The sequence below is a fragment of the Nocardioides iriomotensis genome, from assembly GCF_004168035.1.
Taxonomy (GTDB): Bacteria; Actinomycetota; Actinomycetes; order Propionibacteriales; family Nocardioidaceae; genus Nocardioides_B; species Nocardioides_B iriomotensis.
Window position 1 is genome coordinate 50,972 of sequence record NZ_SDPU01000028.1, and the last position, 14,942, is coordinate 65,913.

The 14,942-nt window shown below is 70.3% G+C and carries 13 protein-coding genes and 1 tRNA gene; 6 read left to right on the forward strand and 8 right to left on the reverse strand.

From position 1 onward, the window contains the following. Positions 1 to 13: 13 nt before the first annotated feature. Together ETU37_RS15390 and ETU37_RS23270 are read right to left on the reverse strand one after the other, a co-directional pair. Positions 14 to 1,873 (reverse strand): ABC transporter ATP-binding protein, encoded by a 1,860-nt coding sequence (locus tag ETU37_RS15390; protein ID WP_129988236.1) that lies wholly within the window; start codon positions 1,871 to 1,873, stop codon positions 14 to 16. Then, positions 1,870 to 2,991, reverse strand: a complete 1,122-nt coding sequence (locus ETU37_RS23270; RefSeq protein WP_165372547.1) for a glycosyltransferase family protein — start codon at positions 2,989 to 2,991, stop codon at positions 1,870 to 1,872. The genes ETU37_RS15390 and ETU37_RS23270 overlap by 4 nt, the downstream gene beginning before the upstream one ends. Before the next feature lie 244 nt (positions 2,992 to 3,235). Between ETU37_RS23270 and ETU37_RS15400 the strand changes: the two genes are divergently transcribed. The 3 genes from ETU37_RS15400 (at position 3,236) to ETU37_RS15410 (ending at position 6,120) form a co-directional block, all read left to right on the forward strand. Continuing rightward, positions 3,236 to 4,429: a phosphotransferase gene (locus tag ETU37_RS15400; RefSeq protein WP_129988237.1), complete on the forward strand. Its 1,194-nt coding sequence runs from the start codon at positions 3,236 to 3,238 to the stop codon at positions 4,427 to 4,429. A gap of 223 nt (positions 4,430 to 4,652) precedes the next feature. Next, positions 4,653 to 5,447, forward strand: coding sequence for an alkaline phosphatase family protein (locus tag ETU37_RS15405; protein ID WP_240755761.1), 795 nt, complete (start codon positions 4,653 to 4,655; stop codon positions 5,445 to 5,447). Between the two features lie 600 nt (positions 5,448 to 6,047). Next, positions 6,048 to 6,120, forward strand: a tRNA-Lys gene (locus ETU37_RS15410). Between the two features lie 71 nt (positions 6,121 to 6,191). On the opposite strand, the gene ETU37_RS15415 is transcribed toward ETU37_RS15410, so the two are convergent. Then, complete coding sequence (locus ETU37_RS15415; protein WP_129988239.1) at positions 6,192 to 6,623, reverse strand: hypothetical protein; 432 nt, start codon at positions 6,621 to 6,623, stop codon at positions 6,192 to 6,194. Between the two features lie 250 nt (positions 6,624 to 6,873). Between ETU37_RS15415 and ETU37_RS15420 the strand changes: the two genes are divergently transcribed. Continuing rightward, positions 6,874 to 8,832 carry an Ig-like domain-containing protein gene (locus ETU37_RS15420; RefSeq protein WP_129988240.1) on the forward strand — a complete coding sequence of 653 codons (1,959 nt, stop codon included), beginning with the start codon at positions 6,874 to 6,876 and terminating at the stop codon, positions 8,830 to 8,832. A 14-nt stretch (positions 8,833 to 8,846) separates the two neighbouring features. Here the strand turns inward: ETU37_RS15420 and ETU37_RS15425 are convergent, their stop codons facing one another. From ETU37_RS15425 to ETU37_RS15445, 5 genes are all read right to left on the reverse strand, one after another. Then, on the reverse strand, positions 8,847 to 9,116 hold the full coding sequence (locus ETU37_RS15425; protein ID WP_129988241.1) for a hypothetical protein: 270 nt from the start codon (positions 9,114 to 9,116) through the stop codon (positions 8,847 to 8,849). Positions 9,117 to 9,178: 62 nt separating this feature from the next. After that, positions 9,179 to 10,420 carry an arginine deiminase gene (locus ETU37_RS15430; RefSeq protein ID WP_420819114.1) on the reverse strand — a complete coding sequence of 414 codons (1,242 nt, stop codon included), beginning with the start codon at positions 10,418 to 10,420 and terminating at the stop codon, positions 9,179 to 9,181. A gap of 21 nt (positions 10,421 to 10,441) precedes the next feature. After that, positions 10,442 to 11,896, reverse strand: a complete 1,455-nt coding sequence (locus tag ETU37_RS15435) for a basic amino acid/polyamine antiporter (RefSeq protein ID WP_240755762.1) — start codon at positions 11,894 to 11,896, stop codon at positions 10,442 to 10,444. Between the two features lie 154 nt (positions 11,897 to 12,050). Then, positions 12,051 to 12,971: an ornithine cyclodeaminase family protein gene (locus ETU37_RS15440; RefSeq protein ID WP_129988243.1), complete on the reverse strand. Its 921-nt coding sequence runs from the start codon at positions 12,969 to 12,971 to the stop codon at positions 12,051 to 12,053. Next, positions 12,968 to 13,984: a proline racemase family protein gene (locus ETU37_RS15445; RefSeq protein ID WP_240755763.1), complete on the reverse strand. Its 1,017-nt coding sequence runs from the start codon at positions 13,982 to 13,984 to the stop codon at positions 12,968 to 12,970. The genes ETU37_RS15440 and ETU37_RS15445 overlap by 4 nt, the downstream gene beginning before the upstream one ends. An 85-nt stretch (positions 13,985 to 14,069) precedes the next feature. On the opposite strand from ETU37_RS15445, the gene ETU37_RS15450 reads away from it, so the two are divergent. Both ETU37_RS15450 and ETU37_RS15455 read left to right on the forward strand, forming a co-directional pair. After that, positions 14,070 to 14,288, forward strand: a complete 219-nt coding sequence (locus tag ETU37_RS15450; protein WP_129988245.1) for a three-helix bundle dimerization domain-containing protein — start codon at positions 14,070 to 14,072, stop codon at positions 14,286 to 14,288. Positions 14,289 to 14,427: 139 nt separating this feature from the next. Beyond that, positions 14,428 to 14,937 (forward strand): hypothetical protein, encoded by a 510-nt coding sequence (locus ETU37_RS15455; protein WP_129988246.1) that lies wholly within the window; start codon positions 14,428 to 14,430, stop codon positions 14,935 to 14,937. Positions 14,938 to 14,942: the final 5 nt, after the last annotated feature.

A 14,942-nucleotide genomic window follows, 5' to 3' on the forward strand; every position in this document is an offset into this window, starting at 1 on the left:
GCAGATCCTTCGATCACGGGTTCTCCGCCGTCCTGTCGTCGGGCACGAGCGCGTCGCGCAGCGTGGACGGGTCGAGACCCTCCAGGTCATGTCGTTGCTGGGCGGAGGTCAGTAGACGGAAGGCCGAGTCGCCGCTCAGGAGCTGCTCCGGAGCGCCGTACTCGACGATCCTTCCGTCGACCATCACGGCGACGTGGTCGGCCTTGCGCGCCAGCTCGACCGAGTGCGTGATCAGGATCGTCGTGCGTCCCTCGACCAGGCTGTTGAGCCCGGCCATCACCAGCGCCTCACTCGCTGCGTCCAGACCGGTGGTCGGCTCGTCCAGGACGAGGACGGGAGGATCGCGCAGCAGGACGCGCGCGATGCCGATCCGCTGGCGCTGACCGCCGGACAGCCCGATGCCTCCGGGGCCGAGCAGGGTGTCGAGGCCGTCGGGCAGTGCGTCGATGAAGGAGAGTGCGCCGGCGGCCCGGGCGACGTCCCTGACGGTCGCAAGGTCGGCGTCGGTGCCGTAGGCGATGTTGTCCCGGACGCTGCCGCTGAACAAGATGGTGTCTTGCAGCAGCACACCGACCTGGTCGCGTACCCAGCGCAGGGACAGCTCCCGGGCGTCCTGGCCGTCTACCCGCACCGACCCGTGGCCAGGGTCGTAGAAGCGTGCGATCAGCGCCCCGACGGTCGACTTCCCGGCGCCGGACTTGCCCACGAGGGCCAGCCGCGACCCGGCCGGCACGTGCAGGGTGACGCCCTGCAGGGCTGGTTCCCGTTCCTCGTTGTACCGGAAGCTCACGTCGTGCAGGTCGATCGTGCCCACGGCTCGGCGATCGGGCGTCCAGCCGTCGGTCCCGTCCCCGAGCTCCATGTCGAAGGACAAGATCTCCGCGATGCGCTCGAGGCGCGCGAAGGCTCGCGCGGCTCGGGTGGACTGCTTCGCGATGTCCTTGAGCGGTTTGTAGAGCTTGTTGGTGTACGCCACGACCACGACGAGGTCGCCGGCGCTGATGCGCCCGTCGGCCACAGACAGCACACCGAGGGCGAGGACCAGCGCGGTTGCAACCGCTCCGAGCACGTCCACGAGCGCGCCGAACCGAGCTTCCACGCGGGAGCTCTGGACGCCGATCTCCAGCCGCTCGGCGCTGCGCACCTGGACCCGGTCGTTCTCGAACCGCTCGGTGCCGAAGGCCTTGATGACCTGGATGGCCGATAGCGCCTCGGTGGCCATCGACGCGATCTCGCCCTCCTGGGCCCGTTGCGTGCGCGCCATCTGCCGGATCCGCTTCTGGTAGTGCGTGCTGGTCGCGAGGAGGAGTGGCGTGACCAGGAAGGCGACGAACGCCAGCGGGGGATCGATCCACAGCATCACCGCGAACATCCCGACGAGCACGAGCGCCGAGGACGCCAACGTGCCGAGGGTCTGCGCGAACAGGTCACCGACGGCGTTGACGTCGCCGGTGACCCGGGCGACGAGGTCACCGGTCGGACGGGTCGAGTGGAACACCAACGACAGCCGCTGCAGGTGCTCGTACGTCGCCGTCCGCAGGTCGTGGACGATCTGCTCGCCGGATCGGTCCAGCCAGAAGTCGGAGTAGTAGGTGGCCAGAGCGTCAACCGCCGCGATGCCGAGCACGAGGGCTGCGAGACCCAGCAGCAGGGACACGTCGCCCCGGCTGAGCTCGAAGCTCACGCCGCGGCCGGTCACCAGCTGGTCGATCGCGATCTTCAGGGGCCACGGTGCTGCGAGCTGGGCGAGGGTGAGCGCCACCGTCGTGGCGGCGGCGCCCGCCAGCGCGCCCCAGTGCCGCCGCACGTGACTGGTCAGCAGCCTCAGCGCGGGGTGCCGCGGAGGCGCGGAGGCGGTGGTTCGCCGACTCATCGCACACTGCCTGCCTTGGTGAACGCGTGCAGTCGGCGCGCGGCACGGAGCGCACCGTCGAGCCGAATTCCGGCGGATGCGAGGGCACCGTTGGACAGGTGGCGGGGTTGCTGCAGGAGGAGTGCGACCTCGGCGGGATCCGTGCCCGCGTGGACGACATCGGCCAGCCGCAGGTCGTTGAGCCGTTCGGCCCGGATGGTCTGCTCGCGGCGCGGATGGCGCCGAGGCATCAGGATGGGACGCTGCCCGGCAGCGAGCGCCTCGAGGGTCGAGTTGTACCCGGCCATGCACAAGACCGCCTGAGCGCGGGAGAACCACGGCCCGCTCGCGCCCAAGGGGCTGACGACGCGCACGCGACCGTTCGCCAGGTAGCTGAGCCGACGCATCGCGTCGTCGCCGGCGTACGGACCGGGAGAGAACAGCCCGACCATGTCGGTGCGTCGAGCGAGGACCTGGGCGCCCATCTCGAAGACGGCGGCTCCATCGCCACCGCCACCTGCGGCGACGACCAGGAGGTTGTGCTGCACACGGTTCGGACCGAGCCTCTCGACGACCCAGCCGCAGTAGTGCAGCGGAATGCCGAGTCCGTACTCGACCTCGTGGTCGACGAAGTGCCGGGCACCGTAGACCAGCACGTCGTCGTACACGTCCTCGACGTGTGCCCAGCCGAGTCCCCGGATCTCCTCGCGGACGATCGTCGGCTCGTCCAGCACATCCCGCAGCCCGAGCACGATGGCGGCGCCGCAGCGCCGCGCCAGGTCGAGCCCGCTGCGCAGCTCGCCGGCCGTTCCGTACGGATGGCGGTCCACGATCACGACGTCGGGCCGCTCGTGTTCGACCACCTCCTTGAAGATGCGCTCGCGCTCGCGCACGGCGTCCCAGAACGGAAGTCTCTCGTGACGGTAGGAGCCGTCCGCCGACTTGAGCATCGGCGGGACGCGGTGTACCCGCAGCCGTGCGTCCTGTCGCAGCCAACGGGGGCGCACGTCGATTCCAGTGACCAGACTGACCTGCGCGGCGGGATCGGTGTCCAGCACTGCTCGCGCGATGAGGCTGTTGCGACGCACGTGACCGAGACCGTATCCATCGTGCGAGTAGAAGAGATGGCGCCCGACCAAGGGTTGCCCCCTCGTGAGTTGCCCCCCCGTGATGCGGCCTTTGCCCGGGATTCCGAAGGACGAGACGCTCGCTATCCGAGAAAGCGTTTCTCTAGCGGCTCTTAGATCACTTTGAGGATGCGCCGACGGTCACGTTGGAGTCACCATCCATTGGTACTAACAAACATCGAGCATCCTTCCCAGCCCCAACGGGCTATCGCTGGGCGACGCGGGACAGGGGGTGCCGGGCGGCGAGGAGGGCCCGATGACCGGTGGAGGTGGACCGTACCGGGACAGGCTCGAGATCCTGGCCAGCGACGGGGTGATCGAGGGGCATCTCGACGCCTGGGCATCGCGGCAGCGGTCCGACGACGGCCTCGGGTCGTGGCGTCGTGTCTACGCCAAGCTGCGGCCGCAGCGCTCACCGTGGGCCGTCCTCGTGTACCAGGCCGTGGGCGGGGGTACCGTCCAGGTCCGGTTGCTCGAGACCACCGACCGGCGGGCCGATGTCTCAGATGCTGTCCGGCAGGTCGGCGGCCTGGGCCCGTTGGAGATCGTGCCCTGCGAGGAGGACCGGGCGCTCCCCGGGCTCGCGGCCGTGCTGGCGTCGCTCGAGAACCCACGCGTCGTGCGCTACCACCCGGGCAACCGGTGCACCGTCCGCGGCGGCGCAGGGTCGGCCGCGCGTTTCGTCAAGGTCTTCGCCGATCCCGTGGACGACCAGGTGGAGGTGCGCGCGAGGTGGGACGCCTCGGCGTCGGGAGCGCTGTCCTTCGCGGTGGCCGAACCGCACGGCTGGGACGAGGAGTCGCGGTCGAGCTGGTACGGCATCGTTCCGGGCCAACCGGCCTTACCACGTCTGCTCGGAGCTGACGGTACCGAGCTCGCACGTCAGGTCGGGGCGTCGCTCGGCGAGCTCGCGGTGGCGGGGCTGGAGCCGCGGAGGAGCGATGACGCGACGAGTCAGCTGGCCCGCACCGAGCTGGCGCTGGCGCGGGCGGCCGCGGCCTCGCCTGCGCTGGCGCCCGGCCTGCGCAGAGCCTCCGACGCGCTCACCCGCGCCCACGCCCGGCTGGCTCCTCGCCGGCTGGCCCCGGTGCACGGCGCAGCGCACCTCGGCCAGTGGCTCGTGGACGACACGGGACGCCTGGGTCTCGTGGACTTCGACCGGTACGCATGGGGGGAGCCGGAGTTCGACCTGGCCACGTTCGTCGCGGAGCTGCGAGCCTCGGCCTCGTCCCGAGGAGTGGCTTCGGAGCAGCTGGAGGACGCCGTCCTCGACTCCTTCCGCGCCGTCGCGGGCGAGGTGGACGCAGAGCGACTGGCGCTTTACACGATGCACAGGCGGCTGACGAGAGTGGTCCAAACAGCCTGCGAACTGCGTCCTGACGCCGAGGAGCGAGCCGCGCGACGGCTCGAGGAGCTCCTGCCGCAGCTGGACCGCCTGGTCACCACCTGATCGAGGGGTTCTTCCTCTGCACTTGTGTGCGATTGCGCCGACGCGGTTGGTCGGCACACGATTGATGGAGGGGGCGATGGGAGCGTCGATGCGTCACCGAGTGGTCATGGTCATCCTGCTCCTCCTCTGCTGCGCCTGCACGCGCTCGTCCCCAGGACTGACGTCGGCTCAGCCGAGCATGAGTCCGGGCACCGCGCCCACGTCGGCGCGAGGGTCGCTGGCGGTGCGTGCCCGCCCGGTCAAGAAGCTGCTGGTCTTTATCGAGGAGAACCACTCGCTCGACCAGATGAAGGTCGGCATGCCGCACACCTACGCTCTCGCGCGACGGTTCGGCTACGCCACCGACTACCACGCAGTGACCCATCCCTCGCTGCCGAACTACCTGGCCATTACTGGTGGCCAGACGTTCGGAGTGACCGACGACGACCCACCCGCCAGCCATCCGGTCCAGGCCGCCTCCGTCTTCGGGGCAGCGCTGCGCAACGGCCGGACGGCGGCGGCGTACGCCGACGGCATGCTCAAGAACTGCGCGGTCGAGGACGGCGGGGACGGCTACGCCGTGAAGCACAACCCTTGGGCCTACTTCGTGACCGAGCGGCCGGGGTGCCAGAGGTACGACGTTCCCCTCGATGCACTGGCAACCGACGTGGCCGCGGGCAGCCTGCCCGATGTGGGGCTGGTGACGCCCAACCTGTGCCACGACGCACATGACTGCGGGCTCGACGTGGCCGACTCCTGGTTCGCCGGCTGGATGAAGCGGATCTTCGCCGGACCGGACTGGAGGTCGGGCCGACTCGCTGTCGTGCTCACGGCCGACGAGGACGACAGGTCCGGGGACAACACAGTCCTGACGGTGGTCATCCACCCGAGCCAGCACCACAACGTGGTCAGCGCCCCGCTCAACCACTACGCCCTCACCCGGTTGTACGCCGAGGTCGCCCACACGACGCCGCCGTTCAAGGCCGCCGACGCGCCGTCACTGGCGGACAGCTTCGGACTGCGGATCGCGAACAAGTGAGCGCCGCTCTGTCCGGAGACACAGCGGGCCCGACCTGCCGCAGACCAACGGGTGTTTTGCCCTGCTGACGGCATGCGCTGCGGCAACCGGATCCGGCCGCTGACAAACAAGCTTCTGGGATCGGCCAATGACAGAGTGGGGCACATGAGGTCTCGGTCAGCCGAGTCGCTGAGGATCGGCCGTTCGACGCTTTCCACGCCGACGATTGCGACTCATTGATCAAGGTCAGGTCAGTCGGTGCCGTCCGAACTGGTTGGCGCAGTAACGCCAATTGGGACACACCCACTTAGGCCCCTTCAACAGGGACCCATGACATCCGGAGCCGGTGCGCGGGGGGATGCTGGCGACGTCGGCTCGGCTTCCAATGGCGTCACCCTCGGCGCCGCCTTCGTCGGCTGGCTCACCTTCCCAGGCCTCAACCGCACCAACGCGGTCAGTGGAACAACATCGTTGTCATCCCTAGGAATCTGCCTACCCGCTCCATCGGGGCAGTTCGCCGGGCGAGGATGCCACCGCCTCGGCGGCTCTCGGGACCTGCAACAATGCGCTGACGTCGGGCGATACTCCGAAGGATCATTCGGATGAAGGTCCCCATGTCCCGGGCCTCTAGCTCAACTGGCAGAGCAGCGGACTTTTAATCCGCGGGTTGTGGGTTCGAGTCCCACGGGGCCTACCCGAGGAGTTGTATCGCTGCGGTCGATGCTTGACGGGCGTTCAGTCTGCGAGGGCCGATCCCTTCACTCGTCACGTTCCCGAGTCATGTGCGACCCGCGTCGCCAGGAGGCACGCAACGAGCAGGGCTGCCGTTGCCGGAATCATCAGGACGCCGATCGACAGCAAGGCCAGCAGGTTGAAGAGGGCCAGGAAACCGGTCGCGGTCCACGCGACGATCAGAGAGACACGGTGGACGCCGCGCCGCAGAGCGGCCAGCACCACCAGGGCGGCCAACAGAGGGACCGCCATCGCGACCGCTCCGGCCAGGCCGTTGACCTCGACGACCGTCTGGGTGATCGGCACGGGGCCCGGAGAGATGCCGGTGTCCGTCCCCGACGAGACGTAGGTCGCCGTCCCGTAGACCGGGAGCAGGAAAGCGCTGATCACGAGCGCCACGGCCCAGGTCGCCGCCGTGGCCACAGCGAGCCACATGCCTCTGGTCGGGGCGGTCGGCTTCACCACTGATTCCCCTCCACCCCAGAGAGCGTCCCATCGGCCGGGTTCGGCTGTCATCGACCCGGCGAAGTCCTGGCGGGCCCTCGCCCGTCCGAGCTCGTAGTCGGGTGCTACCCCCCGTCAGGGTGGTTCCGACATGGCCCAGCTCCGGGGAAGCCGGACCAGTTGCCTAGCCCACTGAGATGAGATTGCCTCGAAGCAGTGGCCTCGGAGCAGATCTGCCTCGACCGTGTGTAGGGACGGTGGGAGGTGAGGGGTGAAGAGGTTCTCCATCGCGCTCCTCGCAGGGGCCGCCGCGGTCGTGGCCGCGGTCGGTTTCGTCCCCCAGGCCCACCCCGTTCCCGCGGCCGCCGCCAAGGCGTTCCCCGGCGCGGAGGGGTTCGGTACCTCGACGCCGGGCGGCCGGGGCGGCCAGGTGTGCACGGTGACGAACCTGAACGACGCCGGCCCGGGCTCGTTGCGGTCGTGCGTGGACATGGCCGGACCCCGCTACGTGGTGTTCCGCACCGGCGGGACGATCGTGCTGGAGACCCGGCTCAACGTCGTCCAGCCCTACCTCACGATCGCCGGGCAGACGGCGCCCGGTGGCGGCATCACGCTGCGGATGGACCCCGTGTCCCCCACCGACCTGGGCACCATGGACGTGCTGACCCATGACGTGGTGATCCGGTACCTGCGCTTCCGCCCCGGCAACGGCACCACGGGCAAGGACAGTGACGACGCCCTGGCCATCGTCAACCCCGGCGTCTACAACGTCGTGGTGGACCACTGCTCGTTCAGCTGGGCGGTCGACGAGAACGTGAACACCTACGACGGCTCGACGGACGTCACCGTGAGCAACTCGATCATCGCCGAGGGTCTGAACAACGCCGGGCACCCGCTCGGCCCGCACTCCAAGGGCTTCCTGGCGGGCGGTATCGACGCGCACAACGTCTCGATCCACCACAACCTGTTCGTGTCCAACGTGGACCGCAACCCGCAGGTGAGCGGCGTCTCGGTGGCCGACGTCCGCAACAACGTCGTCTACAACTACGGGGACGGGTCGGGCAACGGCGTCACGCTGGAGTCGTCGAGCAAGGGCGCGCCCCGGGTGAATTGGGTCGCGAACTTCTACAAGCCGGGCCCGGGCAGCCCCCCGGACCGTGCGGAGTTCGCGACGTACAACGGCAGCACCGGCCCCACCGAGCAGTGGTACGGCGAGGGCAACGCGCGCTGGACCGCGGGCGGGATCCTCCCGGCCCGCGTGGCCCCGTCGATCGGCCAGGTGGGCACGCCGTTCCCGGCGGCGCCCGTCACGACCACGTCGGCGGCCCAGGCCTACACCGACGTGCTCGCCACAGCGGGCGCCTCCCGCGTCCGCGACGCCGTCGACGCGCGGCTCGTCGCCGAGGTGGTCAGCGGCGGCGGTTCCTTCAAGGACACCGCCGGGCCCTACCCGGACCTCGCCGCGGGCACCGCCCCGGTCGACAGCGACGGCGACGGCATGCCCGACAGCTACGAGAGCGCCAAGGGCACCAACCCGAAGGTCGCCGACGCCACGGGCGACCTGAACGGCAACGGCTACGACAACATCGAGGACTGGTTCAACTCGCTGCTGAGCACCAAGCCGCCGGCCGGCACCATGGCCATCGACGCGGGTGCCGCGCGCACCCGGCTTGCCGCGGTCACGCTCGACCTGGCCGCCCCGGACCCGGCCCCGGACCTGATGCGATTCAAGAACGACGGTGACGGCTGGTCAGCGTGGGCGCGCTACGCACCCACCACGAGCTGGAAGCTGCAGCCGGGCGACGGCAACCGCACCGTCTGGGCCCAGTTCGAGGACGCGAACGACCGGCAGTCGGCGCCGGTGTCGGACGACATCGTCCTCGACAGCACCCCACCCGAGGTGAAGAAGGTCAAGCCGGCCCGGGGCGCCACCGGGGTCCGCAGGGACGCCAGGATCACGCTGAAGCTGACCGAGGCGCTCGACCCCGCGTCGGTCGACCGTCACTCCGTCGTGCTCAAGGAGGCCGCGTCGAAGAAGGTCCGCGCGAAGGTCACCTACCTGCCGGGCAAGCACAAGATCGTGGTCAAGCCGAAGTCGAAGCTGGCCGCAGAGACCACCTACAAGGTCAAGGTGAGGACGACCGTCGAGGACCTCGCGGGCAACCCGCTCGATGCGACGAAGCCCGGACACCGGTCCCACGCGTTGACGTGGAAGTTCCACACGCGCTGACGAAGCGGGCCGCCTCAGCCATCGCCGCGGATGTACCGGGCCGCGTCGAAGTCGGGATCCCCGTGCAGGTCCTCCTCGGTGTCGCTCGCCGCATGCTCGTCCAGCCACACGATCGCGGCGTCGTAGTGACGACTCGCCACCAGGACGAGCGCGATGAGGTTCGCCTCTTTGCAGGTGAAGTACGGACCGACCCGTCCGGCCGATCGTGGCCGCCCGAAGATGAGGGCCAGGCCGCCCAGCGCCTCCTCGAGGTCGCGGCCTTCGTCCCGTCCGGCGCGAAGCATCCGGATCAATGCTGGGTCTGCGCCCATGCCGCGGCAATACCCGCGCGGACCAACACCATGCCTCAGAAGTCCACGGCGTCGCGGATGATGGGACAGGTCATGCAGTGCCCACCACCGCGACCGCGGCCGAGCTCGGCGCCGACGATCGTGATGACCTCGATGCCCGCTTTGCGCAGCAGCGTGTTGGTCAGGGTGTTGCGGTCGTAGGTGAACACCACCCCGGGCTCCAGAGCGACCGCGTTGTTGCCGCTGTCCCACTGCTGCCGCTCCGACTGGTACACGTCGCCGCCGGTCTCGATGACCCGCAGCCCGTCCAGACCCAGCGACCGGGCGACGACGTCGACGAACGGGGTCCGGTCCTCGTCGATCACCTCGACGCCCGACGCCGCGTCGGACGGCAGCAGGGTGAAGGTGTGGATCGCGTCGACGATGGTCGGGTACAGCGTGACGACGTCGCGGTCGGCGAAGGTGAACACCGTGTCCAGGTGCATCGCGGCCCGCAGCTTGGGCATGCCCGCGACCACCACCCGGTCTGCGGCCTCCTGCGCGAAGAGCGCCGCCGCGACCTGGGTGATCGCGTGCCGGGAGGTCCGCTCGCTCATGCCCATGAGCACGACGCCGTTGCCGACGGGCATGATGTCGCCGCCCTCGAAGGACGCGTGACCCCAGTCCTGCTCGGGATCTCCCCACCAGACCGTCGAGCCGACGAAGTCGGGGTGGAACTCGTAGATCGCCTTGTAGATCAGCGTCTCGTCCTTGCGGGCCGGCCAGTAGAGCGGGTTCATCGTGAGCCCGCCGTACAGCCAGCACGTCGTGTCGCGCGTGTAGAGCGTGTTGGGAAGCGGCGACAACAGGTACTCCTGCACCCCGGTCGACTCCCGCGCCAGGCTGAGGTACGGCGTGCGGTGCTCCTCGGGGAGGTCCTGCGTGGAGAGGCCGCCGATGAGGATCTCCGCCAGCCGGCGCGAGTCCAGGGTCTCGAGGTAGGCGCGCGTCACGTCGACGAGACCCATGCCGACGCGGTTCGGCACGATCTTGCGGTCCAGCAGCCAGTCCCGCGCCCCCGGCACGTCCATCGTCTGCGCCAGCAGGTCGTGCAGCTCGACCACCTCGACCCCGCGCCGGGTGAGCTTGTTGACGAAGTCGGCGTGGTCGCGCTGGGCGTTCTCGACCCACATCACGTCGTCGAAGAGCAGCTCGTCGCTGTTGGTGGGCGTGAGCCGGCGATGCGCGAGGCCGGGCGCGCAGACCAGCACCTTGCGCAGCCGTCCGACCTCGGAGTGCACGCCGTACGACGCGGACACGGCCATGGTGGTTCCTTCCGTTCAGAGGGCGATCCGCCCGGTCAGCAGACCCGCGACGCCGATGACGCCGCCGGAGGCGATCAGCACGAAGAGCCCGATCTCGGCGGGCGTGAAGAGGCGGCGTCCGTGCTCGCTGCGGGCCTTGACGTAGAGCAGCGTGGCCGGCGCGAGAAGGACGGTCATCAGCAGCACGAACTTCATCCCGGCCGCGTCGAACAGGAAGATCGTGTACGCCGTGGCGGCGCCGGCGACGATCGTCTCCCGGCGCCGCACGCCCGCGGAGACCCCCTCGTAGGCCTCCCCGGTGAGGCCGAGCTTCAGGGCGTACGCCGCCGCGAGCAGGTAGGGCAGCAGCGCGAGGCTGGTGGACAGGTCGAGCATGAAGTTCAGGGCGTCGTTCACGAACAGGGTGAGGGCGAGCAGCGCCTGGACGCCGAGCGAGGTGACGACCAGGGCGGTGATCGGGGTGCCGGCGTCGTTCTCCTGGCCCAGGAACTGCGGGAAGTCGTCCTGCCGCGCCGGGATGTACATGACTTCCGCGGCCATCAGGGTCCAGGCGAGGTAGGCGCCGAGGACGGACACGATCACCGCGACGCTGATGAACCACTCGCCCCACTCGCCGACCACGGACGCGAACACGCCGACCATGGACGGCTGCCGCGTGGCCGCCAGCTCGGGCTGTGCGACGACCGAGTAGCTCGACAGCGTGACGAGCGCGAAGATCGACAGCACGCTGAGGAAGCCGAGCACGGTCGCCCGGCCGACGTCCTCGCGACGCTTGGCGTAGCGCGAGTACACGCTCGCGCCCTCGATGCCGATGAACACGAACGTCGTGATCAGCATGGTGTTGCGGACCTGCTCGTTGAGCGTGCCGAGGTCGCCGTACCCGTAGGCCGTCCAGTTGTCCGAGAAGACGCCGGCGTCGAAGTTCACGAACAGGACCACGATGAAGACCAGGATCGGGATGATCTTGAAGATCGTGACCACCCGGTTGATGACCGCCGCGTCCCGGACCCCGCGGGCGACGAGGTAGTGGAACAGCCAGACCCCGACCGTGGAGACCGCGACAGCCAGGAACGTGGCCCCGTCGCCGAAGCCCTCGAAGAACGCACCGACGGTCGCGGACATGAACACCCAGTAGAAGGTGTTGCCGGCGACCGTGCTCGCCCAGAACCCGATCGCGGAGTTGAAGCCGGCGTAGTCGCCGAAGCCCGCCTTGGCGTAGATGAAGACACCGGAGTCCAGCTCGGGCTTGCGGATGGCCAGGTTCTGGAAGACGAACGCCAGCATGAGCATCCCGGTGCCGGCCACCGCCCAGGCGATGAGCGACCCGAGGATCCCGGTCGCGACGCCGAACCGGGCCGGGAGCGAGAAGACGCCCGCGCCGACCATGCCTCCGACCACCAGCCCGGCGAGCGTCGGGACGCTCATCGTCCGGGTGGTCACGCTCGAGGAGGTCTCGGTCTGTGCGCTCATCCCTTCACCCCCGAGGGGTCGTCCGGCCACGAGGCACTGCGGCGGAAACTGCGGCGTCTCTCAACCATGTCCCGGGGCGACGCACCCGCGCCATAGCCCGGCCGGCACGCTCCCTTGGTCCACGCGGGCCATGCCCGCGCGTGACTGGGCCGCCTCAGCGCGACGGAGACCTGTCGACGACGGCGCGGGCGACCACGAGGTCCTGCCACGACATCCCGACGCTCTTGAACACCAGGGGGCGTCCGGTCGGCGCCACCGCGGTGCCGGCGACCAGGTCCCGCAGCGGCACGAGGTCCTGCTCGGCGAGGGCTCCCTCGGCGACCGCCATGACGACGTCCCCGGCCTCGCGCAGGGCGGTCGCGCGGTCCTCCACGACGACGGTCGCGCGCGCCATCAGGGCGGCGTCGAGCTCGCGAGCGTCCGGCTCGTGCGACCCGACCGCGACCACCACGGTGTCGTCGCGCAGCAGCGACGAGTCGAGCACCGGGGTCCGGGCGGACGTGGCGCACACGACGACGTCGGCACCGCGCAGCGCGTCGTCGGCGGCCGCCGTACCGAGAGCGAGGGCGTCGACGGGTGCGCGCCCGGGGTCGCGCACGAGGTAGCTGGTGCGCGCGACCCGGCGGACCGCCGCCAGCGTCTCGGCGTGGGCCACCGCCTGTGGTCCGGCGCCGACCACGACCAGCCGCAGAGGGTGGTCGGGAAGGTGGTCGAGGACGGCGGCGACCGACACCGCCGGCGTGCGCAGCGTGGTCAGCGCGGTTCCGTCGAGGACCGCCCGCAGGCTGAGCGTCTCGTGGTCATAGAGCAGGTAGACCGCCTGGATCCGCGGCAGGCCGCGCGCGGGGTTCGCGGGCGCCACCGTCACGACCTTCACCCCGGCCGCACCGGCGTCCCGGCCGTCGACGGGACGGGTCTGCGACGGCATCAGGAGGAACTGGCCCGCGTCGAGGTCGACCGGGATCCGCTGCGGATCGAGAGCGGGGTCCAGCCCGCCGAGGAGTACGCCGCGGATGGCGTCGACGGCAGCGGCGGGACCGAGCGCGGCGACGGCGGCGGAGTCGAGGAACCTCACCGCAGCACGAACCCCGGGACCAGCGGGTCGTGCGCGTCCACCGAGAACACGTGCTCGCCGGTGCGGTAGGCCATGCCGGTCACCTGCGGCACGACGGCGGGGCGCCCGTCGACGTCGACCTCCTCCACGACCCGGCCGACGAACGTGCTGCCGACGATCGAGTCGTGCCGGAGCCGGGTGCCCCCAGCCAGCCGACCGTCGGCGGCCAGCACCGCGATCCGCGCGGCGGTCCCCGACCCGCACGGCGACCGGTCGACCTCGCCGTCGGCGAACACCGCGACGTTGCGCTGGTGCACCTCGCCGGGGCCGTCGCCGAGCTCGTCGAACCAGACGGTCCCGTAGACGCCGTCCAGCCGCGGGTCGGTCGGGTGCCGGGCGTGCTCGCTGTCGTCGAGCGCCCACTTGATCTCGCGGCCGATCCGGATCAGCTCACCCAGGTGCTCGGGCTCCACCGAGAGGCCCACGTCGGCGGCCGGCAGCGTCGCGTAGGTCGCGCCGCCGTACGACACCACCACCTCCACCTCGCCGCACGAGGTCGTCACGGGGACGCCGCGCGCGACCACCCAGCTCGGCACGTTGACGAAGTCGACCGCCACCACGCGGCCACCCTCGCGGTGGACGCGCGCGGTGACCCGCCCCGACGGCACGTCGACCAGCACGTCCACGCTGCCGGTCGGCGGCGCCGCGACGCGACCGGTCTCGACGGCCCACACACCGAGCGCGATGGTGCCGTGACCACAGGCGGTCGAGAACCCGTCCTTGTGCCAGAAGAGCACGCCCAGGTGCGCGCCCTCGTCGTCGGGCGGTACGACGAACCCGCCGTACATGTCCGCGTGGCCGCGCGGCTCGGAGCAGAGCAGGGCGCGCAGCGTCTGGACGTCCGGGTCCTCGATGGCACGGGCCCGGCGCTCCGCGACCGTGTCCCCCGGCAGCGGCACGGGCGGGTCGGCGACGATCCGGAACGGCTCACCCGCGGTGTGGTAGTCCGTGGTCGCGATGCTCGGGGGCAGCACGCGGCCATCGTGACACGGCCGGGGCGGCGTGGTGTTCACCGAATGTTCACTTGAGTGCGGGGCTCGCCGGTGGTCACCATCGATCATGACCCTCACCGTTCACGCCGGCCACGACGAGGAGACTCGCATCGCCGACGTGCGGAACCGCTTGACCCAGCGGTTCCCGGACCTCGACCCGGCACTGGTGGTCCGCGCCGTCGACGAGGCGCACCGTGAGCTCGCCGGCGCCACCGTCCGCGACTTCGTGCCGATCCTCGTGGAGAAGCACGCCCGCGACGTCCTCGAGCAGGCACGCCGCGGCTGACCGCGACGTACGAGCTGCACGCGCTCGCGGCCGTCCCGCAACCACATCGTGCGTCGAGCAGCCCTGGGGCGAGGGACGTTCGGCCGTGGTCACCGTCTCCTCCGAGGACGACGATCGGAGGTGAGACGAGGAGCGTGCGATGAGCATCGACATGGTCGTTCCGCTGACCTGGCTGGCCCTCGGCACCGTGATCGTGGTGAGCAGCCTCCGTGCCCGGCGCAGCCGGCGTGCCTACCTGGTGGGCGTGGTGTCGGTCAGCGGGCTGTGGGTGGTGGCGGGCGCCCTGGTCAACGCCCTCTTCCTCAGCCGCGGCGACGACTACTCCGGGTTCGCCGACGGCGCACCGGTCGCGTGGGTGACCGACACGTGGGAGTCGCTCGTCGTCCCGCACCACACGTTCTTCATCGGGCTACTGATCGCCTTCGAGGCGGTGGTCGGTGCGCTCGTGCTGGTCGCGGGCCCGGCGCGGCAGGCGTCATTGCTGCTGCTGGTCGCGTTCAACGTCGCCGTCGTGTCGTTCGGCCTCGCCTACCTGGCGTGGACCGTGCCGATGGTCCTCGCGCTCACCCTGCTGTGGCGGGCCGGACGCCAGCCGCAGGCAGAAGACGGTCCCGCGCGGTCTTTGACTTCGAGTACTCGAAGTTCCTAGCGTCG

What these genes read in the sequence shown, in the direction of transcription:
- ETU37_RS15400 (WP_129988237.1), top strand. Translation starts at nt 3,236, where the DNA reads ATGACCGGTGGAGGTGGACCGTACCGGGACAGGCTCGAGATCCTGGCC.
- ETU37_RS15455 (WP_129988246.1), top strand. Translation starts at nt 14,428, where the DNA reads ATGAGCATCGACATGGTCGTTCCGCTGACCTGGCTGGCCCTCGGCACC.
- ETU37_RS15390 (WP_129988236.1), bottom strand. Translation starts at nt 1,873, where the DNA reads ATGAGTCGGCGAACCACCGCCTCCGCGCCTCCGCGGCACCCCGCGCTG.
- ETU37_RS15450 (WP_129988245.1), top strand. Translation starts at nt 14,070, where the DNA reads ATGACCCTCACCGTTCACGCCGGCCACGACGAGGAGACTCGCATCGCC.
- ETU37_RS15425 (WP_129988241.1), bottom strand. Translation starts at nt 9,116, where the DNA reads ATGCTTCGCGCCGGACGGGACGAAGGCCGCGACCTCGAGGAGGCGCTG.
- ETU37_RS15435 (WP_240755762.1), bottom strand. Translation starts at nt 11,896, where the DNA reads ATGAGCGCACAGACCGAGACCTCCTCGAGCGTGACCACCCGGACGATG.